General features: G+C 57.6%; 19 protein-coding genes and 1 pseudogene. 10 read left to right on the forward strand and 10 right to left on the reverse strand.

Translation table 11 applies throughout. The features are described 5' to 3' along the window. The first annotated feature begins 2 nt into the window (after window positions 1–2). The 4 genes from INF32_RS09075 to INF32_RS09090 are packed head-to-tail and all read left to right on the forward strand — an operon-like array spanning window position 3 to window position 7,380. Window positions 3–1,511 (forward strand): ATP-binding protein, encoded by a 1,509-nt coding sequence (locus INF32_RS09075; RefSeq protein WP_226388016.1) that lies wholly within the window; start codon window positions 3–5, stop codon window positions 1,509–1,511. Further along, window positions 1,495–4,341, forward strand: coding sequence for a Z1 domain-containing protein (locus INF32_RS09080; RefSeq protein ID WP_226388017.1), 2,847 nt, complete (start codon window positions 1,495–1,497; stop codon window positions 4,339–4,341). The genes INF32_RS09075 and INF32_RS09080 overlap by 17 nt, the downstream gene beginning before the upstream one ends. Then, the gene (locus INF32_RS09085; RefSeq protein ID WP_226388018.1) at window positions 4,325–5,251 is read left to right on the forward strand and encodes a PD-(D/E)XK motif protein; all 927 of its coding nucleotides are present in this window, start codon (window positions 4,325–4,327) and stop codon (window positions 5,249–5,251) included. The genes INF32_RS09080 and INF32_RS09085 overlap by 17 nt, the downstream gene beginning before the upstream one ends. 11 nt (window positions 5,252–5,262) lie before the next feature. Continuing rightward, window positions 5,263–7,380, forward strand: coding sequence for an AIPR family protein (locus INF32_RS09090; RefSeq protein ID WP_226388019.1), 2,118 nt, complete (start codon window positions 5,263–5,265; stop codon window positions 7,378–7,380). A 1,273-nt stretch (window positions 7,381–8,653) separates the two neighbouring features. Here the strand turns inward: INF32_RS09090 and INF32_RS09095 are convergent. From INF32_RS09095 to INF32_RS09110, 4 genes are read right to left on the reverse strand one after another with little or no spacing between them, the layout of a single operon-like run. Continuing rightward, complete coding sequence (locus INF32_RS09095; RefSeq protein ID WP_226388020.1) at window positions 8,654–9,139, reverse strand: dihydrofolate reductase; 486 nt, start codon at window positions 9,137–9,139, stop codon at window positions 8,654–8,656. After that, window positions 9,136–9,930: a thymidylate synthase gene (locus INF32_RS09100; RefSeq protein ID WP_226388021.1), complete on the reverse strand. Its 795-nt coding sequence runs from the start codon at window positions 9,928–9,930 to the stop codon at window positions 9,136–9,138. The genes INF32_RS09095 and INF32_RS09100 overlap by 4 nt, the downstream gene beginning before the upstream one ends. Before the next feature lie 26 nt (window positions 9,931–9,956). Continuing rightward, window positions 9,957–10,694, reverse strand: a complete 738-nt coding sequence (locus INF32_RS09105; RefSeq protein WP_226388022.1) for a UDP-2,3-diacylglucosamine diphosphatase — start codon at window positions 10,692–10,694, stop codon at window positions 9,957–9,959. A 13-nt stretch (window positions 10,695–10,707) separates the two neighbouring features. After that, on the reverse strand, window positions 10,708–11,856 hold the full coding sequence (locus INF32_RS09110; protein ID WP_226388023.1) for a peroxiredoxin family protein: 1,149 nt from the start codon (window positions 11,854–11,856) through the stop codon (window positions 10,708–10,710). Window positions 11,857–12,022: 166 nt separating this feature from the next. Here INF32_RS09110 and INF32_RS09115 point away from each other — a divergent pair, with 166 nt between their 5' ends. After that, window positions 12,023–12,589 (forward strand): DUF4924 family protein, encoded by a 567-nt coding sequence (locus INF32_RS09115; RefSeq protein ID WP_226388024.1) that lies wholly within the window; start codon window positions 12,023–12,025, stop codon window positions 12,587–12,589. Between the two features lie 111 nt (window positions 12,590–12,700). On the opposite strand, the gene INF32_RS09120 is transcribed toward INF32_RS09115, so the two are convergent. The 6 genes from INF32_RS09120 to INF32_RS09145 all read right to left on the reverse strand — a co-directional run bounded on the left by INF32_RS09120 (window position 12,701) and on the right by INF32_RS09145 (window position 20,278). Then, entirely contained in the window at window positions 12,701–13,735 is a 1,035-nt protein-coding gene (locus INF32_RS09120) for a DHH family phosphoesterase (protein ID WP_394368323.1), read from the reverse strand. A 273-nt stretch (window positions 13,736–14,008) separates the two neighbouring features. After that, window positions 14,009–15,634 carry a S41 family peptidase gene (locus INF32_RS09125; protein WP_226388026.1) on the reverse strand — a complete coding sequence of 542 codons (1,626 nt, stop codon included), beginning with the start codon at window positions 15,632–15,634 and terminating at the stop codon, window positions 14,009–14,011. Window positions 15,635–15,797: 163 nt separating this feature from the next. Further along, window positions 15,798–16,481 (reverse strand): endonuclease III, encoded by a 684-nt coding sequence (gene nth, locus INF32_RS09130; RefSeq protein ID WP_226388027.1) that lies wholly within the window; start codon window positions 16,479–16,481, stop codon window positions 15,798–15,800. A 26-nt stretch (window positions 16,482–16,507) separates the two neighbouring features. Next, window positions 16,508–17,209: an LrgB family protein gene (locus INF32_RS09135; RefSeq protein ID WP_226388028.1), complete on the reverse strand. Its 702-nt coding sequence runs from the start codon at window positions 17,207–17,209 to the stop codon at window positions 16,508–16,510. Continuing rightward, a complete protein-coding gene (locus INF32_RS09140; RefSeq protein ID WP_226388029.1) occupies window positions 17,206–17,655 on the reverse strand; it encodes a CidA/LrgA family protein in 450 nt (149 codons plus the stop codon). The genes INF32_RS09135 and INF32_RS09140 overlap by 4 nt, the downstream gene beginning before the upstream one ends. Window positions 17,656–17,683: 28 nt before the next feature. Further along, window positions 17,684–20,278: an ATP-dependent helicase gene (locus tag INF32_RS09145; protein ID WP_226388030.1), complete on the reverse strand. Its 2,595-nt coding sequence runs from the start codon at window positions 20,276–20,278 to the stop codon at window positions 17,684–17,686. Between the two features lie 139 nt (window positions 20,279–20,417). Here INF32_RS09145 and INF32_RS09150 point away from each other — a divergent pair, with 139 nt between their 5' ends. The 5 genes and pseudogenes from INF32_RS09150 (at window position 20,418) to INF32_RS09170 (ending at window position 25,359) form a co-directional block, all read left to right on the forward strand. Beyond that, on the forward strand, window positions 20,418–21,416 hold the full coding sequence (locus tag INF32_RS09150) for an AAA family ATPase (RefSeq protein WP_226388031.1): 999 nt from the start codon (window positions 20,418–20,420) through the stop codon (window positions 21,414–21,416). A gap of 15 nt (window positions 21,417–21,431) precedes the next feature. Further along, a complete protein-coding gene (locus INF32_RS09155; protein WP_226388032.1) occupies window positions 21,432–22,313 on the forward strand; it encodes a DUF58 domain-containing protein in 882 nt (293 codons plus the stop codon). A gap of 98 nt (window positions 22,314–22,411) precedes the next feature. After that, a pseudogene (locus INF32_RS09160) lies at window positions 22,412–23,398 on the forward strand (hypothetical protein); the annotation flags it as partial. A gap of 173 nt (window positions 23,399–23,571) precedes the next feature. Next, window positions 23,572–24,348 carry a tetratricopeptide repeat protein gene (locus tag INF32_RS09165; protein ID WP_226388034.1) on the forward strand — a complete coding sequence of 259 codons (777 nt, stop codon included), beginning with the start codon at window positions 23,572–23,574 and terminating at the stop codon, window positions 24,346–24,348. Window positions 24,349–24,372: 24 nt separating this feature from the next. Continuing rightward, window positions 24,373–25,359 (forward strand): vWA domain-containing protein, encoded by a 987-nt coding sequence (locus INF32_RS09170; protein ID WP_226388135.1) that lies wholly within the window; start codon window positions 24,373–24,375, stop codon window positions 25,357–25,359. Window positions 25,360–25,364 lie beyond the last annotated feature (5 nt).

A 25,364-nucleotide genomic window follows, 5' to 3' on the forward strand; every position in this document is an offset into this window, starting at 1 on the left:
CTATGGGCACTTATAAAGAGAATATTCCTAAAGCCGATATGCTGATGGGGTCGATGCGCTCAATGGGTTATTCGTTCGAGTCTGCAATCGCTGATGTTATTGACAACAGCATTAGTGCCGGGTGCTCATATGTTTATCTGCTTTTCCCAACCGATTCTTTCCAAAAACAGGCTGTGGGTATTCTTGACGACGGCTGCGGACTGTCTCGTGAAGAACTTTTCGAAGCAATGTGCTATGGCAGTTCTGCAGCAGAAGCAGCCCGATCTGAAAATGATTTAGGAAGGTTTGGGCTGGGACTTAAAGCTGCATCATTGTCTCAATGCCGCATATTGACTGTTGTGAGCATGCAGGACGGAGAAGTCAGTGCGTATTCGTGGGACTATAATTACATACTTGAACACAAAAAATGGTTTGTTAACGAGCTGACCGCTGATGAAATATCAAATCTGCCGTACATAGAGAATCTGCGAGAAGCAGGAAAGACAAATGACAGCGGAACTCTTGTGATATGGGAGGATTTTGATGTGTTGGAAAAGTCGAGTCATGGACAGGTCTTCAGCACACTTCGTGAATTAAGTGATAAGGCGCAGGAGCATGTGGCCCTTATTTTCCACCGCTATATCTCGGCGAAGAAACTTGTTATCTGGGTTAACAGCGCAAAAGTAAAGGCACAGGACCCATTTCTTGAAGGCAATGCCAAAACTACGACGAAAAAAGAGCTCGCTATTGCACTGCGGGACAGCCAAGGTATTGAACGGCTGATAAAAGTGCGTCCGTTTGTGCTGCCTTTCGGCTCGGACCTGACAGAAAAAGATAAAAAACTTTTAGGCGGTACTGATAATCTGAGAACAAGACAGGGTTTCTATATTTACAGGAATCAGAGGCTTATTATTTATGGAACATGGTTTGGGCTCAAACGCAGTGAACTGACAAAAAATGCCAGAATACGCGTAGACATCCCCAACTCTCTGGATGATATTTGGGGCATCGATATTAAGAAACAGAATGCGTCAATACCTAAATCAATTCAGAACCAGCTTAAAAAGACCGTTGAAGAAGCAATGGACATTTCTGTTAGAAAACAGACGCATCGCGGCCGCAAAGATAATTCGGAAGATAATATAAGCCACATTTGGGATAGAATGCGCGGCAGAAATGATGCCTACTACTATCAGATCAATCGAAACAGCCCCCTCTGCAAATATGTAATGGAGCATATCCCTGACGATGCAGCAGATATTGTCGAGACTCTGTTATCTGAAATAGAAAAGGGAATCCCGGTGCAGGATATATATGTGGACAGATGCAATGATGCTATTGTTGTAGAGGATAAAGTGCAATACCTTGAAGATGATTTTCAATTGGGTATTACGCTGATTGACAAAATGGTTAAATACGGCAGGGAGCTCAATGACGCTGTTGATACTATTATGAAAGCCGAGCCATGGTGCTGTCTTCCGCAATTGAAAGAAATGCTGATAAATTATTATACAAATGAAGATAAGCAGTGATGAGTTCAATGATCTCATTATGGTTATCAAACGCCGCATTGGAGCAGACAAGCGAAACGGGAAAACCATAAAATACGAAGATATTGACTCCTATATAGACAAGGGTCTTGAATTTATTCCAGTCAGCCTGACTGCTGAAGACAGGGCAGAAGTTTTTTGCGCCATCGAAACAGAAGAGGCAATAAAACACACCAAAGGCAATTGTATATTCGACGACTATGATGATCCTCACAATTGGTATGAGCATGCAGAAATCGAAGATGAGCATTTCTGGAGGTTGTACAGCAAATATCTTCTGGAAGAATCATCGCTGGATGACAGGAGCATAGATATTTTGGGCAAGAAGACTCTTCCTGCCATAATGAATTGTCTTTGCAACCCGAAAGAAGCGCATGAAGGAAGGCGGCTGGTTCGCGGTTTGGTTATTGGTGACGTTCAGTCTGGAAAAACAGCGACATATTCCGGTCTGATATGCAAAGCTGTTGATGCTGGTTACAAGGTTGTCATTTTGCTTGCAGGCATAACGGAGAATCTTCGCCAGCAGACTCAGGAACGTATTGACCAAGGCATTGTAGGTCTTGAAATCAAGAAAGATGATATAACAAAAATAGAAAAACCCAGACGTGTAGGCGTAGGCAAATATGACAAACAGTTGCTGGCATCGTCTTATACAACTCAATCATCAGATTTTGTCGGACAGAAAGACAGTATTTTTGTGTCGCTTGAAGCACAGCGTTCAGTTGTATTGTTTGTTGTCAAGAAGAATGTATCTGTTCTTACAAAATTGCACAACTGGCTAAAGAACAGCAATTATGATCATTCGGAAGAGTGTGTCAATGCGCCTTTGCTGCTTATAGACGATGAAGCGGACAATGCATCTGTCAATACGAGCAAGGATGAAACGAATCCAACAAAGACAAATGCCATTATAAGGAAAATCTGCAATTTGTTTAAAACCGCATCGTATGTCGGTTTTACAGCAACCCCATTTGCAAATGTTTTCATCGATCCGGATTCTGTTGATGAAATGAAAAATGCAGATTTGTTCCCGGAACATTTTATATACACACTGCCAACCCCCTCGACATACATTGGAGCAAAGCAGATATTCAATGCCGGCTCCAAATATTATCGCAATATAAGACATATCATTGATATTGATGAACCCGACTATGGAGATGAATGCTGGCGTGATTGGGCTCGCACCCACATTGAAGAATTGAATGCGGGAACATTCTACTATCGGCATCAGAAAGAATGGAGCGGTATCCTTCCCGATTCGTTAAGAGAGGCTGTTTATTGTTTCTTTTTGGCGAATGCTATTCGGGATTTGCGAGGACAAAGTTCTGCGCCGAGAAGCATGCTGGTGAATATGTCTCGATTCGTGAAAGTGCAAAATGTGATTAAGGAAGAGGTAGAACACATTTATGATGAATTCAAAAGTATAGTTGAAAAAGATTTCAACAGCGATTCTCGCAAAAACACGAATCTGCCTCTATATAAAGAATTGAAGCAGTTGTGGGATAAGCATTACAGTTTTGTCTCAGATGTTTCATTTGAGAGAGTTGTTAGGAAAGAAAACCTTTTCAAAGCAATTGAACACATAAAAGTTCTCGTGGTAAACGGATTAAAATCAAGCGGAAAGCTTGACTACAAAGAAAATCCGTCATTGCGGGTTATTGCTGTCGGAGGAATGGCATTGTCCCGAGGCTTGACCTTGGAGGGGCTGCTGACAAGCTATTTCTACCGCAATACAGCTACTTTTGATGTTTTGATGCAGATGGGGCGCTGGTTCGGATATAGAAAAGGATATGAAGATATTTTCCAAATATGGACGAGCGAGGAAAGTGCAAGCTGGTATGATGAGATTTCTATGGCGTCAGAGGATTTGAAGGAAGATCTGAAAGAGATGTTTGCACAGCGGCTGACGCCAAAGGATTTCGGAATTAAAGTGCGCGACAATTGTCAGGAGCTGCAAATCACTGCAGGCAATAAGATGAGGCAGTCTTTCAATCTGGATATACAGGAATCCTATTACGGCAATATATATGAAACACCGTATATCAGTCTGAATGCGGCTCACAACACTCTTAATCTCGAGCAAGTGACTTGGCTGGCGGAGGAGCTGTTTAAAAGAAACTTGTCGTTTGACAGATTCAAAAACAATACGTCTCTGATAGTAAAAGATGTGCCGAAAGATGTTGTAACGGCTTTTGTGAAAAATATTAAAAGCTCAAAGGTTAATCCGAATTTCAACACTGAATATATTCTGGATTTCATAACAGATGAAAACACTGTAGGATTAGAACATTGGGATATAGTTTTCCAAAGCGGCGAGTCTGACAAATGTTATGAAATACCGCACATAGCATCTGTCAGATGTGCAGCACGCACTGTCCATATTGAAAATAATGCTATTGCTGTAAGCTCGCGGCGCAAATTGCTGAGCACTCAGGAAGGGGCTTATGGACTATCTGAAGATCAGTTGAATATCGTAAAAAGAAAATGCAAAGAACAGTGGAGGAAGGAAGGTAAAAATGAAAATCGGGAAATTCCGAACAGAGCATACTTTGAACATTTGGCAGACCGAAAACCTCTGTTGATAATTATGCTTATCGAACCTGTGAGGACCGAGGGAAAAGATGAAAAGAAAAAGCTGTCTGAATACCGGGAAGCATTGGGTAAAGATAAAATGGCTGCTTTTGCCATAGGATTCCCTGGTGTAAAGAGTGCTCAAAATGTAAAACATTATAAGGCAAACAAAATATATTATCAGCAGTTTATGCAGGATGAGTCTGAAGACATTGAAGACAATGAAACAATACAATAGCCAGGATATATACAGTATCTTCTCTGAAGGATTTGAACAGGGCTTTTTCAAAAGAGTTGGAACAGCAGGGGATCTTAACACCTATATAGGCAAAGACGACAAAGGCCGGTATGCTTTCAAGTTCAGAGGGCAGTATGTTCCGACAAGAATATTTGGCTCCGAGGTGATATCTGTCGAGCAATATGAAGATGACAGCTCATATTCACTGTTTTTCTTGCTTGAAAAGGAAGAACTTCTTGAACGTTTCTGTACATTCTGCCAGGACCTTCTGTCCTCTCTTGACGGAATAACAGACCAGATTGAAGGCTATCGGGCTGTATGCAACAGATACGCATCATGGAAGCGTCTGTTCAAACCCAATCACGGAGACATGACTGAACCGGGAATTATGGGCTTGATCGGAGAAATGCTGTTTTTGAAAGACGAAATGATTCCGATGTATGGAACAGACAAGGCTATAGACAGCTGGACAGGGCCTGAAAAAACCAGTAAAGATTTTTCAATAGACAGCATCTGGTATGAAGTGAAAGCAGTCAGTGCCGGAAAAGATGCTGTGTGCATCTCTTCAATTGAGCAGCTGGACAGCAATGTTGACGGCTGTCTGGCCGTATACAAGCTTGAAAAAATGAGCCCTGGATATGACGGTGTTAAACTCAGCTCTCTCGCCAATGAAATTATGACATTGATAAGCAATGATTTCTACAAGGAAATGTTTGCAAGGAAACTGATGTCATACGGCTTTGACTGGTCAAGCGATTACGACAACTTTGTATATTCCCAAAGCTCATTTGCCAAGTATATTGTGTCAGAGGGATTCCCGCGCATTATGCGGAACAGTATTGCACTGCCAATTGTAAAAGTTCAATATGAACTCATGCTTTCAAATATAGAAGAATTTAAACAATCATAATAAGCACTGCAATGGAGATAGGCGAATTTAGAAAACAGTTTATGGAGCAGCTCCGCTTTGATGCCGAGCATGAAGGGTCGGCGCCGGAGTCGCAGTTTATCAGCAGGGCTCTGGAACTTCTGGAAGATATAGGAGATGTTTCTGATCCTATGCCTATGTCCATTGAAATGAAAGGACGCCGGGGGCGAATAATGTCTTTTGACGCCTATGCTTATGATGAAGCTGATGGAGCGCTGGTTATGATTGCCAGTGATTTTGTCAATGAAATCGACAATATTCCCACTTTAACCAATACACGCATTGATGAATTATTCCTTCACATGAGGAATTTTATTGAAGAGAGTGTTGATGGTGATATATCTGCATATTGCGACGATTCAGACCAAGCCATTAATGTGGCAAAGGAGATAAAGGCGAAAGTGGGCAAAAGTATGCTTGCTACCGAAATATCCCGATTCAAGTTTATCATTCTATCCAATGCCATTCTCAGCAAACAGGTTAAAAACGTCAGCCGCGAGGAATTTCTCGAACGACCGGTAGAACTGAATGTGTGGACAATAGAGCGGTTTCATCAGACATATGCCTCTAATTCCAGTGAAATCATTGAGATTGCAACCAAGGATTTTGATTGTGACGGCATTCAGTATCTCAAAGCAGACATTGGCGAGGATGCGAACTATGATGCTTATCTGGGTATTGTTCCGGGAGAGTTTCTGGCGAAGATCTATTGCAAATATGGAAGCAAGCTGCTGCAGGGCAACATTCGTGCTTTTTTGAGCGTGAGAGGCAAAGTCAATAAAGGAATACGTGAAACCATTATAAAACATCCGGGAAATTTCTTTACATATAATAATGGCATTGCTGTGGTCGCCCGCTCAATCGGTTTTTCCGATGACGGGACCAAAATAGTATACCTTAAAGATCCCCAAATAATAAATGGCGGTCAAACTACGGCGTCACTGGCCAATGCAAAAATCAAGAAAGAGGTAAAGGACGGAGGCATGGATAACCTGTTTGTACCGATGAAGCTGACAGTGCTTAACGTTGATGATGATATGTCCGAGGATGATATTGAACGATATAACAATATTACCAAAACAATATCTCAGTGTGCAAACAGCCAGAATGCTGTGTCTGAAGCCGACTTTTTCTCAAACCATCCATATCATGTTATAATGGAGCAATTGTCAAGAAAGAGGATGGCTCCGCCGATAAATGGCAATCCATATCAGACAATTTGGTTTTACGAGCGTTCAAGAGGAAAGTGGGAGCAGGAACAAATGCAGCTCAGTCCCGCGGCTCGTGCAAAATTTTGCGAGAAACACCCTAAAAATCAAGTCATCAAAAAGGAGAAACTTGCCAAATGTCTCAATGCGTTTGCAATGAATCCTCATGAGGTATGTCAGAGTTCAGCTATTAACTTCTCGCGATTCGCCAAAACAATTGACAGCCTGTATGAAACTTCCAAGGAGAGTATCAATGAGGTATATTTCTCAAGATGTGTATGTTCTGTAATTATCTTTGATTCATTGGACCGTCGCATAAATAAAGCGGACTGGTATCCGACAGGAGGTAATAAAGCCCAAATAATTCCCTATGCCATAGCAAAAATGATGGCTATGATTCCCAAGAACATGGATCTTGACTGGAAACTCATTTGGCAAAAGCAGGAAATGTACCCGGCTCTTGAAAAGGAACTGATGAAACTGGCGCATATTATTCATAATTTCTTTGAGGAGGAAGCACAAGGCGGATTGGTTAGAAGTATGGCCCGTCGTGCAGATACCTGGAATAAGTGCAAAAATCTGCAGCTGTCCTTATCGGACGAGTTTGTATCAACCTTAATCTCAAAAAATGAGACGAAGCAGGAAGAGGCTGCCGCTAAAAAAGAAAGGAAATTCAGTCAGAATATAGATGCCTCAGTTGAGATATTTAAATTGGGAGCTGATTATTGGACTAAGGTGTGCAATGATTTATCAAAAGAGAATATACTGCCATATGGAGATGTGGCATTTATAGGCAGTATCGCAGAGTATATCAAGCGAAATTCTCTGCCGTCTGCCGCACAATGCAAGCGCCTTGTCAAGATTGTTGAGAAAGCCGAGGATAAGGGGTATATTATGCCATAGAAACGACATATAATCTTTGCCGCTTTAATCGGAGTGCCACTCCCGCTTCGAGATTCAACCAGCTATAAAAGACTCTTTCTGCTTGCAGTAAATAGGCAATTTGCCCGACGGCGCAAGGTGGTTGGGGTATTAGGCTCCCCTGAAAGGGATTTTAGTGGACATCGGGCAAGCCCGTTATGCTTTTTATAATCGGCAAATACACTACAAAGTCGGAGGAAATTTACATACTTAAAAGAGCTGCTATGCTGTACTCGCAGCGACCCCAAAGCCGACAATGACCAATACAGAACGAGGGTTGGAGAATTGCACATTCCCCAACCCTCGTTTCTGCTTCAAATAAACCTGCTGTTTTTCGTTTAGCTCTTTATAAGGCTCGAGTCTCAGTCCAGCTCAACCCTCGATACGACAAGCATATTGAATTGGATATTTCCATGAAATTATGGAGTATCGCCACCAAAATTGCAGCGAAAAGAGAAAATACGCAGTAACATTATCTTCTCTTTTGGCTGTACGTTTTCAGAAAGCAGAGAGGAAAAAGCCGAAAATTCAGTTTAGTTTGTGCATTAGCCTTATATAGGCTAAATCAAAGTAAACTATATTTAGAAAGGCATATTTGTTTTTCGGTGTGTCTATGCCGTAAAAAGCAATCATAGCCGAGAACAAGATGATGCGGAGAATCCGAGATGAAATAGTGCTTTGTCTCCTTTCTCTTTTGGATACAATAATAGGCGATGCGCTTTCGCAGTCGTAGCCATAAAACGAAAATGAGCGCATGCAAGTAGAGTGTCGCAGCTAAAAAGGCCTGCGAATGCCAGCAAGTGAAAAGACTGAAAAACAACTGCAATGTAAAAAACGAAGAATCGCTTAAATCCTTGATTTTGTTTCTGTATTGTTGCTTATTAGGACGATGCTCGGATTTATATTACTGAATATAAACAGATTGACATATATCTATCTAAGACTTCCTACGTTTTCAACTACAGGATAAGCATAACGCTTCTTTTCTCCTAATATGTACGGAACAGAATATCGCTCCGAAACAAAGTTAATCAAAAAATCGACAACCGGCTATCAATCAACGGATTTTTTCTGTCGCGGATACCGGAGCGGGAGTGCCCGGACGGGCACCTGCGGGGCACGGACGGCAGGACGGGAATGCAGGGGGCAGGACGGACGGAAGCGCAGGGGCAGGAAAGATCGGCCCGGGAAAGAACCGGGAGCGGGAGAGTCTGCAAGGGCGGAGAAACCGGGATGGACCGAAATCCCGGCGGGGCTACCGCCGGCGCACGAAGTCGCGGAAAGTGAAAGGAAAGGGAAATTTTTCGCCCCGCTCGTGCCGCTCGCAGAACACCTCGGTCCATTCGGCAGGGGCCCACTCCGGAAAGAGGGTGTCGCCCTCGTAGTCGGCTTCCACCTCGGTCAGGCAGAGGCGGTCGGCCAGGGGCAGGGCCTGGCGGTAGATCTCGCCGCCGCCGATCACGAACACCTCCTCCTCCGGCGGGAAGAGAGCCACGGCTTCGGCCAGCGAACCGACGGTCTCGGCCCCCGCGGGCCGGTAGGAGGACTGGCGGGTGACGACCACGTTGCGGCGGCCCGGCAGGGGACGGCCGAGCGACTCCCAGGTCTTGCGGCCCATCACCACGGGATGACCCGAGGTGATCGCCTTGAAGCGGCGCAGATCTTCCGAAATGTGCCAGAGGAGCCGGTTCTCCCCGCCGATCACCCCGCCGCGGGCGACGGCTGCAATCACCGAGATCATACGGCGATGGGGGCTTTGATCGAGGGCCACGGATCGTAGCCTTCGAGCGTGAAATCCTCGTAACGGAAGTCGAAGATCGACTTCACCTGCGGATTGAGCACCATGCGGGGCAGGGGCCGCGGCGTGCGGCTCAGCTGGAGGGCGACCTGATCCAGATGGTTCAGATAGATGTGCGTGTCGCCGAGCGTGTGGACGAAATCGCCCGGCCGGAGGCCCAGCACCTGCGCCATCATCATGGTGAGCAGGGCGTAGGAGGCGATATTGAAGGGCACCCCGAGGAAGACGTCGGCGCTGCGCTGGTAGAGCTGGCAGGAGAGCCGCCCGCCGGCCACGTAGAACTGGAAGAGCGCATGACAGGGGGGCAGCGCCATGCGGTCCACTTCGCCCACGTTCCAGGCGCTGACGATGTGGCGGCGCGAATCGGGGTTGCTGCGCAGCGACTCGACCACCTGCGCGATCTGGTCCACATGTCCCCCGTCGGGCGTGGGCCAGCTGCGCCACTGGTAGCCGTACACGTGGCCCAGGTCGCCGTTTTCGTCGGCCCACTCGTCCCAGATGGTCACCCCGTTCTCGTGCAGGTAACGGATGTTGGTGTCGCCCTTCAGGAACCAGAGCAGTTCGTGGATGATCGAGCGCAGGTGCAACTTCTTGGTGGTGAGCAGGGGGAAGCCCTCGCCCAGGTCGAAGCGCATCTGATGTCCGAAAATACTGATCGTGCCGGTTCCCGTGCGGTCGCTCTTGCGCACGCCCTCGGCCTCGATCTTCCTCAACAGGTCCAGATATTGTCGCATACCGATTCGATTGTCTTGTTCAGGAGCTACTGCCAGTAGCTCACCAGTTCCATGTTTCCCTCCGCATCCAGCACCGCGTAGGAGGGGTGTTCGATCCACTCCCCCAGGAAGAGCACGCGGCTGCCTCCGCCCAGGTCGTAGTTCTCCGCGCAGTGGATGTGGCCGAAGACGAAATAGTCCACGGGCTCCTCCGCCAGCCGCGCGCGGGCCCACCGCACCAGCCACTCTCCCTCGCCCCGGAAGGAGTGGGAAATGCTCTTGGCCTCCCGGCTCTTGCCCGACCACCAGTGGCCGAAGCGCATCGCCAGGTCGGGATGGACCAGCGCCGAAAAGAGACGGCGGACCGTGGGCGAATGGAACGCCCACACCATCAGCCGCTCCAGCCACGTGCGCTCGCCGCCCATGTTGTCGCCGTGGGCCACGAGCACCCTCCGGCCCGAGAGTTCGAACACTTCGGGAACCGTGTGCATCACCACGCCGCACTCGCGGCTCAGGTAGTCGCAGGCCCACATGTCGTGGTTGCCCGTGAAGAAATGGATCGTCACGCCGCGGTCGGTCAGCTCCGAGAGCTTGCCCAGCAGGCGCGTGAATCCCTGGGGCACCACCCGCCGGTATTCGAACCAGAAATCGAACACGTCGCCCACGAGGAAGATGGCCTCGGCATCGGCCGACACCTCTTCCAGCCAGCGCACGAGCAACTTTTCCCGGCGCCGCGGATCGCCGCAGCCCGAGCCCAGGTGCATGTCCGATGCGAAATAGTACACGCTCTCCCGGATTTTACAGCAAACCCTTCACCTTTTCGACCAGCACCGCACCGTAGAGGTCGCGCCCCACGATGTTGCCCTCGCGGTCGATCAGAAAGTTGGTCGGCACGCTGCGGATGTTGTAGAGCCGGGCGGCGGGACTCTCCGCCCCCCGGAAGTCGCAGACGCTCACCCAGGGCAGCTTCTGGTTCTGCACCGTGGTCACCCACAGCGGCTTGGAGTCGTCGAGCGACACCTGGTACACCTCGAAACCGCGCCCCTTCAGCTCGTCGTAATGCTCCTTCATCTCGGCGTTCATCAGCCGGCTGCGGTCGGAAACCGCCGACCAGAAGTCGAGCAGCACCACCTTGCCCTCCAGCGAGGAGAGCCGTATCTTTTTCCCGTACATGTCGGGCAGTTCCAGGTCGGGATAGTTCATCGACCGGACCCCGTCGCTCCGGGAGAGGAGCTGCTGGAGCGTGTTCCCGGCGGTCATGTTCTGTATCTGGCGGCGCAGCGGGGCCAGGTAGGGCGACCCGGGCAGGCGGGACTCCACCGAGTCAGCCACCATGCGGTAGTAGACCACGTCCCCCTCGCCGTTGAAGAGCGCGTTGTCGTTGGGCAGCCGCTGGTAGAGGGCGTAGAAGGCGGCCAGCGAACCCGGATTGCCCACGATGAAGGCGATCTGCTCGCGTTTGGTCTTATAGAACTGGCGGGCGTAGTCCGAAGCGATCCGGCGGCGCAGGGAGTCCTCGCCGGGTTCGAGTTTCGCATAGCGCCCCGTGATGGAATCCAGCGCCGAGGCTCCCTCGACCATGATGCGGCTGAGCTCCTTCATCAGGGCCGAACCCTCCGACCCCTGCACGGTGTAGTTCCGCGAGAGGCGGCCCATCGAACTGATCTTCACGTGCTCCCCGGCCTCAAGCAGCAGGGGGATCGACTCCTCGCCGCAGCGCACGGTGTAGATGGCCGGACCCTCGGGCAGCTCCACCCGGAAACGGAAATCCCCCTTCTCGGTGGTCTTCGCCGAATCGACGATGCTGTTGCCCGTCGGGGAGACCGACTCCAGATATACGGTACGCGGGTCGCCGCAGGCGAACCGTCCGCTGATCTTCGCACGATCGCCCCCGCACGAGGCCAGAAGCCCGCCCAGGGCCAACACGCACAAGCTGTATCCTTTCATTTTCTATCGTTTAGAGAAACAAATATACGAATTTTCCGCAATCCGTACACCATTAGAACGCAGGAAAACGAGAAAACGTATCGCACAGGGAAAGAAGGCAGCGAATTTGCGAAAGAGTTCGTATCTTTACCCGTCCGGAACGAACCGGCAAAAAACGAACCGAACCATGTATATCGCACGCGCCAAACGCAAAGAGAACATCGCCGAATACATCCTCTACCTCTGGCAGCTGGAAGACCTGCTGAGGGCCCTCCAGATGAGCCCCGAAGCGATCTACTCCCAGCTCGCGGAGCCGCTGCCCGCCGACGCCGCGGGCAGGCAGGAGGCTTTCCTGTGGTATATGGAGCTGGTGAACCTGCTCCGCGAGGAGGGCAAGGAGCAGCACGGCCACCTCGACCACACGCTCCACCTGATCGCAGACCTGCAGAACCTCCACCTGCAGCTGATGAAGCTGCCCGCCGGGGAGCACTACCGCACCCTCTTCGCCCGTCTGGCCCCCGAGCTGCCCCGCCTGCGCCAGGCGCTCGGCAAGCCGGAGGTGAGCGACATCGAACTCTGTTTCCGCGCCCTCTACGCCGTGATGCTCTACCGGATCAAGGACAAGGACGCCCCGGCGAACGAACAGACCGCCGTGCGGGACGTGCTGGAACTCATCTCCCCCGTCATCGCCGAGCTGGCGAAGGTCTACGGCCAGAGCGAGCGGGGAGAGATCGACCTGTTCCGCGAAGCCTGACGCGGCCCGCGCCGGCATCAAACGTTTCACCCCTGCCGGAACGGGTTCCGGCAGGGGTGACGATTATCTTTCCGGGGCCGGCAAGCGGCCCTTCCCGCAGTCGCGGACGGATCACTCCGCGCCGCTTCTCTCCCCGAAAAACTCCTCCACCGCGGCGCGGAAGCGCTCGACCGTCTCCGGCATGGGCAGGAACGACTTGCCGCCGGCGGCGTTGCGGTGTCCGCCCCCGTCGAAATAGCGGCGGGCGAAGACGTTCACGTCCACGTCGCCCCGCGAACGGAGCGACACGCGGATGAAGTTCTTCGTCTCCAGGAACATGGCCGACATCGAGACTTCGCGGATCGCCAGCGGGAAGTTGACGAACCCCTCGCTGTCGCCGATCTGGAAGCGGAAGCGGCGCAGGTCCCTCTCGGTGAGCGAAATGTAGGCCGCGCCGTAGGGGTGCATGATCTCCATCTTGCGGTTGAGCGCGTAGCCCAGAAGACGGATGCGGCCCTCCGAAAAGCTGTTGTAGACGTTGTTGTGGATCGCGGGGATGTCGATGCCGCGCTCGGCGAGCACGGCCACCGCCCGGTAGAGCTCCGGAGTGAGGTTGCTGAAGCTGAAGTTGCCCGTGTCGGTCATCATGCCCACGTAGAGCGACTCGGCCGTCGCATAGTCCACGGCCTTCTCGCCCGCCAGCGCCACGATGAGGCCGTACACCAGGAACGAGGTGGACGAGGCGGCCGGAACCGAGAACTGCAGGTCGTAGATGGCCGGGGGATTGAGGTGGTGGTCGATCAGCACGCGCCGGGCCCGGGTGTTGGCCGCGATGGCGGCGCTCATTCCCTCGAGCCGCTCGATCTGGTTGAAGTCGAGGCAGAAGATCAGGTCGGCCTCCGCGATGAAGCGGGCCACCTCCCCGTCCGTGTCCTCGCGGAAGATGCGCAGGTGGCCGATGTCGGTCATCCAGCCCAGAAATGCCGGGTAGCGGTTGGGCACCGCGCAGCACACCTCATGGCCCATGCCCGCCAGCAGCCTGCGCCAGGCCAGCGCCGAACCGATGGCGTCGCCGTCGGGATTGGTGTGGGCCACCACCGCGATCCTCTGCCCGCCCGGAGCGAGCAGCCGCTTCAGTCTCTCCAAGTCGTTGCGATCTATCATCACCGTAATCCTTTCTTTCCGTTTTTTCAGATTTACCTTCGGGATTGAAGGGGCAAAAGTAACGAAATTTCCCGAAATCCGCCATCATCCCCGCACGATTTCCCGGACGGACCGCCTTCCGCCCGTCCGGAAAGGCGGGAGACAGGGGTTCCGGCAAGTTTTTTTGATGTCACGGACGCACTCCGGAACGGAAATACTCCCTCCGGGGGGAACGGAGACAGAAGCGGAGGGCACCCCGGACCGCGTTCCGGACGGAGCGGGAAGAGGGGCCGAAAATCACTCTCCGGGAAGCGCCGTGCGCACGTATCCCCCGGCCGCCTTACGGTCGAGCGACGAGAAGGGCAGTTCGCGGAACCCGCTCCCCTCTCTGCCGCTGCGCACCGGAACGGCAGAAAGGGTCTCTCCGCCGGAGATCAGCGAGAGGGCCCGGTCCAGCAGGGGCTCCGAGAGGTCGCCCAGCGGGGGGAGACGGAACTCCTCGCCCGCCACCGGATCGGGCAGTTCGTCCGCCTCGTAGGCTTCGCTGCCGGCGGCGTCCGTGCCGGGCGGGAAGCCGTTGGCGAAGTCCGACTCGTTCCGGGCGTTGAAGTTCTGGAAGCAGATCGGACGGATATAGTACTCCGTCCCTCCGAACACACCCCCGGCATAGGGGGTTCCGGCCGTGGTGGTCCGGTCGAAGAGGTAGGAGCCCACGTTCTTTCCCTCGGTCCGCTTACCGATCAGGTGCACCGCGACGCCCGCGCCCCGCAGCCCGTTGACGAGCACCTCGCTGGCCGAGGCGGTGCGGGAAGAGGCCAGCACCCAGAGCCGATCCAGCCCGAGGCAGACGCCCTCCCCGCCGGTGAAATTCCCCTCGGACATCTGGGATAGGGTGAGGAAGCGTTCGTCCGTATAGCGTCCCGCGTTGTCGCGCACCCGGTTGAACACCGTCCCGGCCCGGTCCGCCGGGGCGATCATGCTGGCCAGCAGCTGGCACGAGAGAGCGTAGCCGCCCGGATTGTAGCGCAGGTCGAGCACCAGGTCGTCGAGGGGGGCCATCTCCCGCAGCGCCTCCTTCAGCGCATCGTCGTAGGTGCGGTCGTCGTAATCGTCCTCGAAGGTCGAGGGGTCGCGTCCGCGGTCGAAACCGTTGTAGACCAGATAGCCCACCCGGCGGCCGCCCACCTCGTGCACCGCATGGAGGTGGACCGGACTGTCGTCCACGGCCCCGGCCGTCAGCCTCACCTTCTGCGGCGTGTCGTCACGGACGATCAGCCGGCCCGCGGGAGTGCATTCGATCGGCACCACCGTCACCTCGGCCTGTGCGCTTCCCGAACCGGGGAGCAGCTTCCGGGCGAGGTCCGCGTAGTTCGAATCGGTGAAGGCCACGCCGTCCACCTCCATGATCCAGTCGCCGCGCCGCAGGCCCGCCCGGTCGGCCGGGGAGTCCGGCACCGTGTAGAGCACCTGCGCGAAGACGAGGGTCCCGCCGGTCGAGCGGAATCCGTATATCTGGAACTCGAACCCGAAGGAGCGCGTGCCCGACACCGAGCGCACGGCCGGCTCCACGGAGCGGATATAGGAGTAGGGCGACCAGACGGAACCGAACGACTCCACCGTACCGTCGTGCGGCTCGCCCGAAGGCAGGAGACCGAGGCCCGAGAAGGAATAGCTCCCGGGCACCGGCCTCTTGAGCAGGGAGCGGAAAAACTCCTCGTAGCCGAGCGAATAGTCGGGCGACGGGGTGATCTCCCCGTTCCAGAGATAGCTCACCTTCATCACCTTGTAGACCCAGCGGTTCAGTTCGCCGTCCGCCGGAGCGGAACCGTCTCCCCCGCCGGAGACCTCCTCCTTGCCGCAACCCGCGGCCAAAACGCCCGCTGCGATCAGAGGCAGCAGGCGGCAGTACCACACTTTTTTCATAGCGATTTCATGGATCGGAACCGGATAAAAGCCGTCCGCACCCTCCCCGGCCTCCCGCAGCTCCGTCCCCGGAAAGGGAGACGGCACCGGCGGAAGCCCGGCGAAAATCCGGACAGGACCTAAAGCTACGAAAAATTTTCCGAGGCCGCTCCCCTTTGCGGCACTATTTCGACACGGGAGCCTCTTTTTTCTCCCCGGCGGCCGCCTTCCGGGCCGCCGCCTGTCCGTAGCGGCACCAGCGGAGGATGCCGCACTCCCCGCATCGGGGTTTGCGGGCCGTGCAGACGTAGCGCCCGTGCAGGATGAGCCAGTGGTGCGCCACGGGCAGCAGCGGGGCGGGGATGTGATCGGTCAGCTGCAGCTCGGTCTGGAGCGGGGTCTTCGCCCCGCGGGTGAGGCCGATGCGGGCCGACACGCGGAAGACGTGGGTGTCGACCGGCATGACGAACTTGTTGTAGATGACCGAGGCCACCACGTTGGCCGTCTTGCGGCCCACGCCGGGCAGCCGCTGCAGCTGCTCCACGTCGTCGGGCACCACGCCCCCGAACTCCGAAGAGAGCATCCGGGCCATGGCCGCCAGGTTCTTCGCCTTGTTGTTGGGATAGGAGATGCTGCGGATGTAGGGATAGATGTCGTCCTGGGTGGCCGTGGCCATCGAAGCCGCGTCGGGCCACCGTTCGAACAGCGCGGGAGTGGTCATGTTCACCCGCTTGTCGGTGCACTGGGCCGACAGGATCACGGCCACCAGCAACTGGAACGGGTCCGTGTAGTGCAGTTCGGAACCCGCCGAGGGCATCGCCTCCGAAAAGTAGGCGATCACCCCTTCGTAACGCTCTTTGATCGTCATATCGTTCGAGAGTTAAAATGGATGTGTCACATGACCGATTCGATCACCGGGATCACCAGCGAGGTGGCCACGCCCATCAGCCCGATGGCCGCGCCCCCGATGGCGCCCTCCACGGCCCCCAGCTCCATGGCCTTGGCCGTGCCCATGGCGTGCGAGGCGGCGCCCATGGCCAGCCCCCGCGCCACGCTCTGCTTCACCCCGGCCGTGCGGAGCAGCCACGGGCCGAAGATGCTCCCGAAGATGCCCGCCACGATCACCGCCACGGAGGTCAGGGCCGGAATCCCGCCCGAATGTTCCGAGACGGCCAGCGCGATCGGCGTGGTGACCGACTTGGGCTGGAGCGAGGCCACGATCGCGTGTCCCGCGCCCAGCCAACGGGCGATCAGCACCACGCTCACCACCCCCAGCACGCTGCCCACGAAGACGGAGAAGAGGATCGAGAGCTCCTTGCCGCGGATCTGTTCGAAATTCTCGTGCAGGAGGTAGCCCAGCGCCACCACCGAGAGGCCCAGCATGAAGTTGATGATGCCGTTGGCCTCGTAGTAGGCCCGGTAGTCCACGCCGGTCCATTTCAGGAAGAGGATGATGACCACCATCGAGACCAGCAGCGGGTGGAGAACGCTCCAGCCCGTGCGTCGGTAGAGCGTGACGGCCCCCCAGTAGACCCCGACCGTGAGGGTCAGCAGGAAGAGCGGCTCCGAAATCCAGCCGTCCAGCAGCGCGGTCATGGCCGTACCTCCTTTCCCTCCTCTCCGGCGGCCCGGGAATCCCCCTCCGACGGCTCCCGGTGCCAGCGGCCCACGGAGTGGCCGGCCCGGCGCACGGCCATATAGCGGCGCGGATGGAGCGACCCGGCCGTCTGCTGCACCCGGCCCACCACGACGATCACCAGCACCGTGCTCACCACGAGCGAGACGAGAATGGCCCAGAGGTTGCCCCCGATCATCGAATAGGTGGTCATCAGGCCCACACCCACGGGCACGAAAAAGAGCATCATGTTGTCCAGCAGCAGGTTCACGATCCCCGCCACCTCCTCCGCCCGCACCACGCGGCTCCTGAGCGCCGCGAAGAGCACGAGCATGCCCAGCACGCTGCCCGGCAGGAAGCCGCCCAGCAGCGCGGCGAGCAGGTCGCCCGCCAGGTAGGCCAGCAGTATGAAAAACAGTCCTTTCATCCTTCCGTTCTTTCCGGTTCGTTCCGCGTCAGCCGATCACCGTCAGCCGCGCGAACTTGCTCAGCAGGGTTTTGCGTCCGGCGCCGTCGAACTCCACCACGAGCTTCACGTCGTCCGAGGCGCGCTCCACGGCCACGATCCGGCCCCGGCCGAACTTGCCGTGCTCGACCGTCATTCCCTCGGCGTAGGCCGCCGTTCCGGACGAGGGTGCGGAGAAGCGGCTCGGAGGCACGTCGCCCTCCACGGCCGGGGAGGCGGCACGCACGCCCATGCTCCTGAAGCGGGTCCCCTCGCCCACCTGCGGCCGGGGCACCTCCACCCTCTCCACGGGCCGCGGGGCCGCGGGCGATCCTCCGCCCGGCCGGGGACTGACCCACCGCCGGGCCGCCTCGCCCCGCTGCGTATTGTATTCGCGGTCGGCGGACGAACGGCCGTCGCGCCCGGCATACCCACCGCGCGCCGCACCGCCGCCGTACCCCTCCCGGGAAGCTCCGTAACGGCCCGCCGGGGCTCCGCCGGACTCCCGTTCGGCGAAACGCCGCCGGGCTCCCTCGACGGGGTGTTCCTCCCCGCCTTCGCCGGGGCCCTCCAGGTCGAAGGCGATGTCCAGGTATTTCGGGTCGATCTCCGAGAGGAAGCGGCTCGGGCGACAGAACTCCGTGTTGCCCCACTTGAAACGTGTCTCGGAAAAGGTCAGCACCGCCGCCTCCTTCGCCCGCGTGAGGGCCACGTAGAAGAGCCTCCGCTCCTCCTCCAGCCCCTCGAGCGTGCCCATCCCCATCAGGTTGGGGAAGAGGTTCTCCTCCAGCCCCACGATGAAGACGAAGCGGAACTCCAGCCCTTTGGCGCTGTGGACGGTCATGAGCGTCACCTTGTTCCGCTCGTCGGGCTTCTCGTTGTCGGCGTCGGTGAGCAGGGCCACGTTCTGGAGCCACTCCTCCAGTGTGGGAGGACCCGACACCTGCACCCCGGCCCCCTCCGGCAGCCCCTCCGCCTCTTCGGGCGAGGACTCCTGCATGCGCAGCTCCTCCTCGCGCTGCTCCTCGAAGGTCTTCATCGAGTTGAGCAGCTCCTGTATGTTGTCGAGCGCGCTCATCGCCTCGGGCGTGTTCTCCATCTTGTAGAGCCCGATGATCCCGGAGCGCGCGGCGATCTCCAGCCCCATGTCGTACAGGCCGGTGGTGGCCCGCATCAGCGACAGCGAACGGATCAGCTCCACGAACTCGCCCACCTTCCTCCCCGCTCCGGACTTCAGCGCCAGATCGTCGGCCGGCAGCATCGAAACCGCCTCCCAGAGGCTCACCCCGTGGGCGGCGGCCGCCTCGCCGATCCGGTTCAGGGTCACGTCGCCGATCCCCCGGGCCGGATAGTTGACGATGCGGCGGAACGCCTCGTCGTCCTTCGGGTTGACCACCAGCCGGATGTAGGCGATCAGGTCCTTCACCTCCTTGCGCTGGTAGAAGGAGAGACCGCCGTATATCTTATAGGGAATACCCCGCCGGCGCAGCGCCTCCTCCATCACGCGCGACTGCATGTTCGTGCGGTAGAGCAGCGCCGCCTCGCTCCAGTCGGCCCCGCTGTCGCGCACCCGGGCCCGCAACTCGTCGGCCACCAGCGACGCCTCCTCCTGGTCGGTGTAGGCCTTCAGCACCTTGATCGCCTCGCCTTTGGCCCCCTCGGAGAAGGACTCCTTCCTGATCTGGTTGCGGTTCTTCCCGATCACGCTGTTGGCGGCGTTCACGATGGTCTGCGTCGAACGGTAGTTCTGCTCGAGCTTGAAGATCTCCGCCCCCGGAAAGTCGTTGCGGAAACGGAGGATGTTCTCGATCTTCGCCCCGCGGAACGAGTAGATGCTCTGCGCGTCGTCGCCCACCACGCAGACGTTGGAGTGGTGCTGGGCCAGCCGCCGGATGATGATGTACTGGGCGTAGTTGGTGTCCTGGTACTCGTCCACCAGAATGTAGCGGAACATCTGCTGGTACTTGGCCAGCACCTGAGGGAAGTCGCGGAACAGGATGTTGATGTTGAGCAGCAGGTCGTCGAAGTCCATCGCCCCGTACTCCCGGCACCTAGCGGCATAGCGTTTGTATATCTCGCAGAGCTGGGGCACCTTCCGCTCGCGGTCCTCGCCCACCAGCGCGGCGTTGGCCTCGTAGGCCTCCGGCGTCACCAGATTGTTCTTGGCCAGCGAGATGCGGGCCTGGATGGCCGCCGGCTTGTAGGTCTCGTCGCTGAGGGAGAGCTCCCGGACGATGGTCTTGATGACATTGCGGCTGTCGGCCGTGTCGTAGATAGTGAACGACTGGGGGTAGCCCAGCGAGGCGGCCTCGGCGCGCAGGATGCGCGAAAAGATGCTGTGGAAGGTCCCCATCCAGATGTAGCGGCTGCGGGCCTGTCCCACCAGCGCGGCGATCCGCTCGCGCATCTCGGCGGCGGCCTTGTTGGTGAAGGTGAGGGCGAGGATCGTGTGGGGGGCGACCCCCTGCTCGAGCATGTAGGCGATGCGGCAGGTGAGCACGCGGGTCTTGCCCGATCCGGCGCCCGCCACGATCAGCGAAGGCTTCTCGAAATGGACCACGGCGGCACGCTGGGCCTCGTTCAGGTTCTTTATGTAATCCGACACTTCGTTTCCGTTTTGGGCGCAAAGTTACGAACGAAAAATGTGAAAAGCGGGAGTAATTTTCTTTTTTTTATAATAACTTTGCCTTCCGTTCGTTATGAACGCGGAGACCGGACAAACCGAAAACAAGATAAACAGAGTTATGAGTGAGGTAATCAACATCAAGGAACTCAACGAGCGCATCGAACGCGAAAGCGTCTTCGTCGACACGCTGAACATGGAGATGGGCAAAGTGATCGTGGGCCAGAAGCATCTGGTGGACACCCTGCTGATCGGCCTGCTCTCCAACGGGCACATCCTGCTGGAAGGCGTTCCCGGGCTGGCCAAGACGCTGGCCATCACCACGCTGGCGCAGGCCGTGGATGCCAAGTTCAGCCGTATCCAGTTCACCCCCGACCTGCTGCCCGCCGACCTGATCGGTACGCTGATCTACTCGCAGAAGAGCGAGGAGTTCACCGTGAAGAAGGGTCCCGTGTTCGCCAACTTCGTGCTGGCGGACGAGATCAACCGGTCGCCGGCCAAGGTGCAGAGCGCCCTGCTCGAGGCGATGCAGGAGCGCCAGGTGACCATCGGCGACCAGACCTATCCCCTGCCCCGGCCGTTCCTCGTGCTGGCCACGCAGAACCCGCTGGAACAGGAGGGGACCTACCCCCTGCCCGAGGCGCAGGTGGACCGTTTCATGCTCAAGGCCCGGATCACCTATCCCAAGAAGCAGGAGGAGCGCGACATCGTGCGCCTGAACCTGCTGGGCGGCGGCCTTCCCCGGCCCAACCGCGTGATCTCGCCCGAGGACATCGTGAAGGCCCGCGAAGTGGTCGGCGACGTCTACATGGACGAGAAGATCGAAAAATACATCGTGGACATCATCTTCGCCACGCGCGAGCCGCAGGAGTACGGGCTGGCCTCGCTCTCGCCGCTCATCGGCTACGGCGGCTCGCCCCGTGCCAGCATCTCGCTGGCCAGGGCCTCGAAGGCCTACGCCTTCATCAAGCGCCGCGGGTACGTGATCCCCGAGGACGTGCGGGCCGTATGCCACGACGTGTTGCGCCACCGCATCGGGCTCACTTACGAGGCCGAAGCCGAGAACATCGACAGCGAGGAGATCATCACCGAGATCCTGAACAAGGTGGAGGTACCCTAATCCCTTTCCCCGGCCATGGAAACGAGCAGCGACATACTCAAACAGGTCCGCAAGATCGAGATCAAGACGCGCGGCCTCTCCAACGACATCTTCGCGGGGCACTACCACAGCGCCTTCAAGGGGCGCGGCATGGCTTTCAGCGAGGTGAGGGAGTACCGCATCGGCGACGACGTCCGCGACATCGACTGGAACGTCACCGCCCGCAGCCGCAAGCCCCACATCAAGACCTACGAGGAGGAGCGGGAGCTCACCATGATGCTCCTGGTGGACGTCAGCGGATCGCGCCTGTTCGGCACCACGGACAAGCTCAAGAAGAACACCATCACCGAGATCGCCGCCGTGCTGGCCTTCTCCGCCGCCGAGAACAACGACAAGGTGGGCTGTATCTTCTTCAGCGACCGCGTGGAGAAGTTCATCCCGCCGAAAAAGGGGCGCTCCCACATCCTGATGATCATCCGCGAGCTGATCGAGTTCCGTCCCGAGCACCGCACCACCTCCCTTTCGGAGCCCCTGCGCTACCTGACCAACCTCATCAAGAAGCGCTGCACGACCTTCATCCTCTCCGACTTCCTCGACACGAAGGAGGGCGAGAGCGCCTTCGAGGAGGCGCTCAAGATCGCCTCGGGCAAGCACGACCTGGTGGGCATCCGCATCTACGACCGTCGGGAGACGGAGCTGCCCGACGTGGGCATCGTGGAGCTGCAGGACGCGGAGACGGGCCGCAAGGCGTGGGTGGACACCTCCTCCCGCACCGTGCGCGACACCTACCGCCGCCGCTGGGAGGAGAGCAGCCGCGCGATCGACACCACGCTCAGGCGCAGCCGCGTGGACAGCGTGTCGGTGGCCACGGGCGAGGACTACGTGAAGTCGCTCATCAAGCTCTTCAAGAAACGGTGACGCCTCCCCTCCGCCGGGGAAGCGTCCGGCACAGAAACGAAACCTTATTTTATCGACATACAAAGACTATGTCCGTAACGAACATACCGCATTTTACGATCCGCACGGCGCTCGCGGCGGTGCTGGCCGCAGGCGCGCTCGCGGCGGAGGCGCAGAACGCCCCGGCCGGTTCCGGGGCCGGGAAGGCGGCGGAGGGAGCCCCCGTCGTCCGCGCCCGCTTCGAGCCCGACAGCGTGGGGATCGGCGACGCCTTTCTGCTCAGGGTCGAGGTCGAGAAGGACATCGTGCAGCAGATCGGCTTCCCCCAGTTCGACAACAACAAGCTGGGCGACGTGGTCGAGATCATGGAGGAGAGCGCCTGCGACACGCTCGCCCGGGAGGGCCGCCGCGTGACCCTCGGCAAGAGCTACCGGCTCATCTCCTTCGACGAGGGGATCTACCGCATGGGGCATTTCCCGATGCTCTACATGGACAAGAACATCACCGACACGCTCTACTCGCGCGACTCGCTCAACCTCTTCGTGGGCACCTACCAGATCGACACCGCGACTCAGACCATCTACGACATCCTGCCCCCGATGGAGACCCCCTTCCGGCCGGGCGAGATCAGCGGCTACGTGCTCTGGGGGCTGCTGGGCGCCGCCGTACTGGGCGTGCTCGCATGGCTCCTCGTGAAGTACCGCCGCCGGCTGCCGGGCCTGGGGCCCAAGCCCAAGGAGCCGCCCCACGTGATCGCCATCAAGGCGCTCGAGGCGCTCCACAACCAGAAGGTGTGGCAGAACAACCGGCATAAGCTCTATTATACGCGGCTGACCGACATCCTGCGCGAATACCTCACGGGACGTTTCGGCGTGCGGGCCATGGAGATGACCTCGGACGAGATCATGGAGGCCGTCCGCGGGCTCGACCTCCCGGCCAGGAGCGCCGGGGAGCTGAACGCCCTGCTGCGCACGGCCGACCTAGTGAAATTCGCCAAGCACGTCCCCGAAGCGGAGGAGAACGAGAGCTCCTACCTGAGCGCCTACTACTTCGTGGAGGAGACCAAGGAGGCCACCGAGACGGCGATCGAAAGTCCCGACACTCCGGTGGAGCCGGTCACCCCGGCAGACAGGAAGGCCCCTTCCGCCGCGCCGGCCGCGGAAGGAGAGGCGGCCCTCCCCGCATCCGGGGCGTCCGCACCGGGCACGGCAGGCGACGGAACGCCTGAGAAGCGGCCTGTGCCGCCCCCCGCACCCCAACCGAGAAAGGAGGAGGAACGATGAAACGGATCGCAGTCATGACGCTGGCCGCCCTGTTCTGTTCGGCGGGGCTCCACGCACAGAAATATCCCGAACGCCGATACGTCCGTTCGGGCAACGAGGCATACGAACGGAGCAACTACGTGGAGAGCGAGGCGGCCTACCGCCGGGCGCTGGAGAAGACGCCCGGCTCCTACGAAGCGCAGTTCAACCTGGGCAACGCCCTCTACCGGCAGGGACGCTACCCCGACGCCGCGCAGGTGTACGGGCAGCTGGCCGCCGACTCCACGCAGACGGAGCGTGCGGCGGGCGCCTTCTACAACACGGGCAACGCCCTGTTCCAGCAGCGCCAGCTGGAGCAGGCGCTCGAAGCCTACAAGAACGCCCTGCGTCTGAACCCCGGGGACGAGCAGGCCAAGTTCAACCTGGCCTACACCAAGAAGCTGCTCGACAAGGACAAGAACGGCGGCGGGGGCGGAGGCGACCAAAACCGAAACGACCAGAATCAAAACGACAAGGACAAGAACCGGCAGGGCGGAGACGACCGGAAAGACCCGGACAAGAAGGGGCAGGAGAAGAACGACCCCGACCGGCAGCAGGGCGGAGAGAATCCGGACAGGAACCGTCAGGAGCCCGGGAAGTCCGACCCTTCGGAGGGGCAGCCGCGCGAAGGCGGCATGAGCCGCGAAGAGGCCGACCAGATGCTCCAGGCCATGCAGAACGAGGAGAACAAGACCCGCGAAAAGGTCAACGCGCAGAAGGCGAAGGCCGTGGGCCGTTCGGGTAAAAACTGGTAAAGAGAGAAGTACGTCATGGATATCATACGTTTCGCAAATCCGCACCTGCTCTGGCTGCTGCTCCTGCTGCCGGCCATGATCGGGTACTACGTCTACCGCAACCGGCAGGGGGGCGCCACCCTCCGCATCTCCACGCTGGACGGGGTGAAAGGGGCCCCGAAGACCCTGCGCTACCGGCTGCGGCACCTGCCCTTCGTGCTGCGCTGCTGCACGGTGGCGCTGCTGGCCGTGGCCATGGCCCGTCCGCAGAGCTCGGAGAGCAACAGCCGCTCCACCACCGAAGGCATCGACATCGTGCTGGCGCTCGACGTCTCGACCAGCATGCTGGCCCGCGACTTCGACCCCGACCGCATCGGCGCCGCGAAGGAGGTGGCCGCCAAGTTCATCGTGGACCGTCCGAACGACCGGATCGGGCTGGTGATCTTCGCCGGGGAGAGCTTCACGCAGAGCCCGCTGACCACCGACAAGAAGTCGCTGCTCAACCTGCTGGGGCAGGTGCAGAGCGGCATGATCGACGACGGAACGGCCATCGGCACCGGTCTGGCCACGGCCATCAACCGCCTGCGGGAGAGCGACGCCAAGAGCAAGGTGATCATCCTGCTCACGGACGGCGTGAACAACGTGGGGCAGATCGCCCCCCTCACCGCGGCCGGAATCGCCGAAGAGTACGGCATCCGTGTCTACACCGTGGGCGTGGGCTCGATGGGCACGGCCCCCTATCCGGCCGTGGACATCTGGGGCAACATCTCCTTCGTCCCGGCCAAGGTGGAGATCGACGAGGAGGTGCTCACCCGGATCGCGGAAGAGACCGGGGGCGAGTATTTCCGGGCCACGGACAACAAGACCCTCTCCGCGATCTACGACAAGATCAACCAGCTGGAACGCTCCAGGGTCGAGGTCGACAACTTCACCCGCTACCACGAGCGGTTCGCCCCGTTCCTGCTGGCGGCCGTCCTGCTGCTGGTAGCCGAATTCCTCACCAAGTTCATCTGGCTCCGCCAGATCCCCTAACACCC

It is taken from the genome of Gallalistipes aquisgranensis (genome assembly GCF_014982715.1).
Classification (GTDB): domain Bacteria; phylum Bacteroidota; class Bacteroidia; order Bacteroidales; family Rikenellaceae; genus Gallalistipes; species Gallalistipes aquisgranensis.

Excerpts from the sequence above, each read along its gene's own strand:
- INF32_RS09080 (WP_226388017.1), top strand. The coding sequence starts at position 1,495 with ATGAAGATAAGCAGTGATGAGTTCAATGATCTCATTATGGTTATCAAA.
- INF32_RS09155 (WP_226388032.1), top strand. The coding sequence starts at position 21,432 with ATGGAAACGAGCAGCGACATACTCAAACAGGTCCGCAAGATCGAGATC.
- INF32_RS09125 (WP_226388026.1), bottom strand. The coding sequence starts at position 15,634 with ATGAAAAAAGTGTGGTACTGCCGCCTGCTGCCTCTGATCGCAGCGGGC.
- INF32_RS09165 (WP_226388034.1), top strand. The coding sequence starts at position 23,572 with ATGAAACGGATCGCAGTCATGACGCTGGCCGCCCTGTTCTGTTCGGCG.
- INF32_RS09100 (WP_226388021.1), bottom strand. The coding sequence starts at position 9,930 with ATGCGACAATATCTGGACCTGTTGAGGAAGATCGAGGCCGAGGGCGTG.
- INF32_RS09090 (WP_226388019.1), top strand. The coding sequence starts at position 5,263 with ATGGAGATAGGCGAATTTAGAAAACAGTTTATGGAGCAGCTCCGCTTT.
- INF32_RS09135 (WP_226388028.1), bottom strand. The coding sequence starts at position 17,209 with ATGACCGCGCTGCTGGACGGCTGGATTTCGGAGCCGCTCTTCCTGCTG.
- INF32_RS09140 (WP_226388029.1), bottom strand. The coding sequence starts at position 17,655 with ATGAAAGGACTGTTTTTCATACTGCTGGCCTACCTGGCGGGCGACCTG.
- INF32_RS09075 (WP_226388016.1), top strand. The coding sequence starts at position 3 with ATGGGCACTTATAAAGAGAATATTCCTAAAGCCGATATGCTGATGGGG.
- INF32_RS09095 (WP_226388020.1), bottom strand. The coding sequence starts at position 9,139 with ATGATCTCGGTGATTGCAGCCGTCGCCCGCGGCGGGGTGATCGGCGGG.
- INF32_RS09110 (WP_226388023.1), bottom strand. The coding sequence starts at position 11,856 with ATGAAAGGATACAGCTTGTGCGTGTTGGCCCTGGGCGGGCTTCTGGCC.
- INF32_RS09150 (WP_226388031.1), top strand. The coding sequence starts at position 20,418 with ATGAGTGAGGTAATCAACATCAAGGAACTCAACGAGCGCATCGAACGC.
- INF32_RS09115 (WP_226388024.1), top strand. The coding sequence starts at position 12,023 with ATGTATATCGCACGCGCCAAACGCAAAGAGAACATCGCCGAATACATC.
- INF32_RS09085 (WP_226388018.1), top strand. The coding sequence starts at position 4,325 with ATGAAACAATACAATAGCCAGGATATATACAGTATCTTCTCTGAAGGA.
- nth (WP_226388027.1), bottom strand. The coding sequence starts at position 16,481 with ATGACGATCAAAGAGCGTTACGAAGGGGTGATCGCCTACTTTTCGGAG.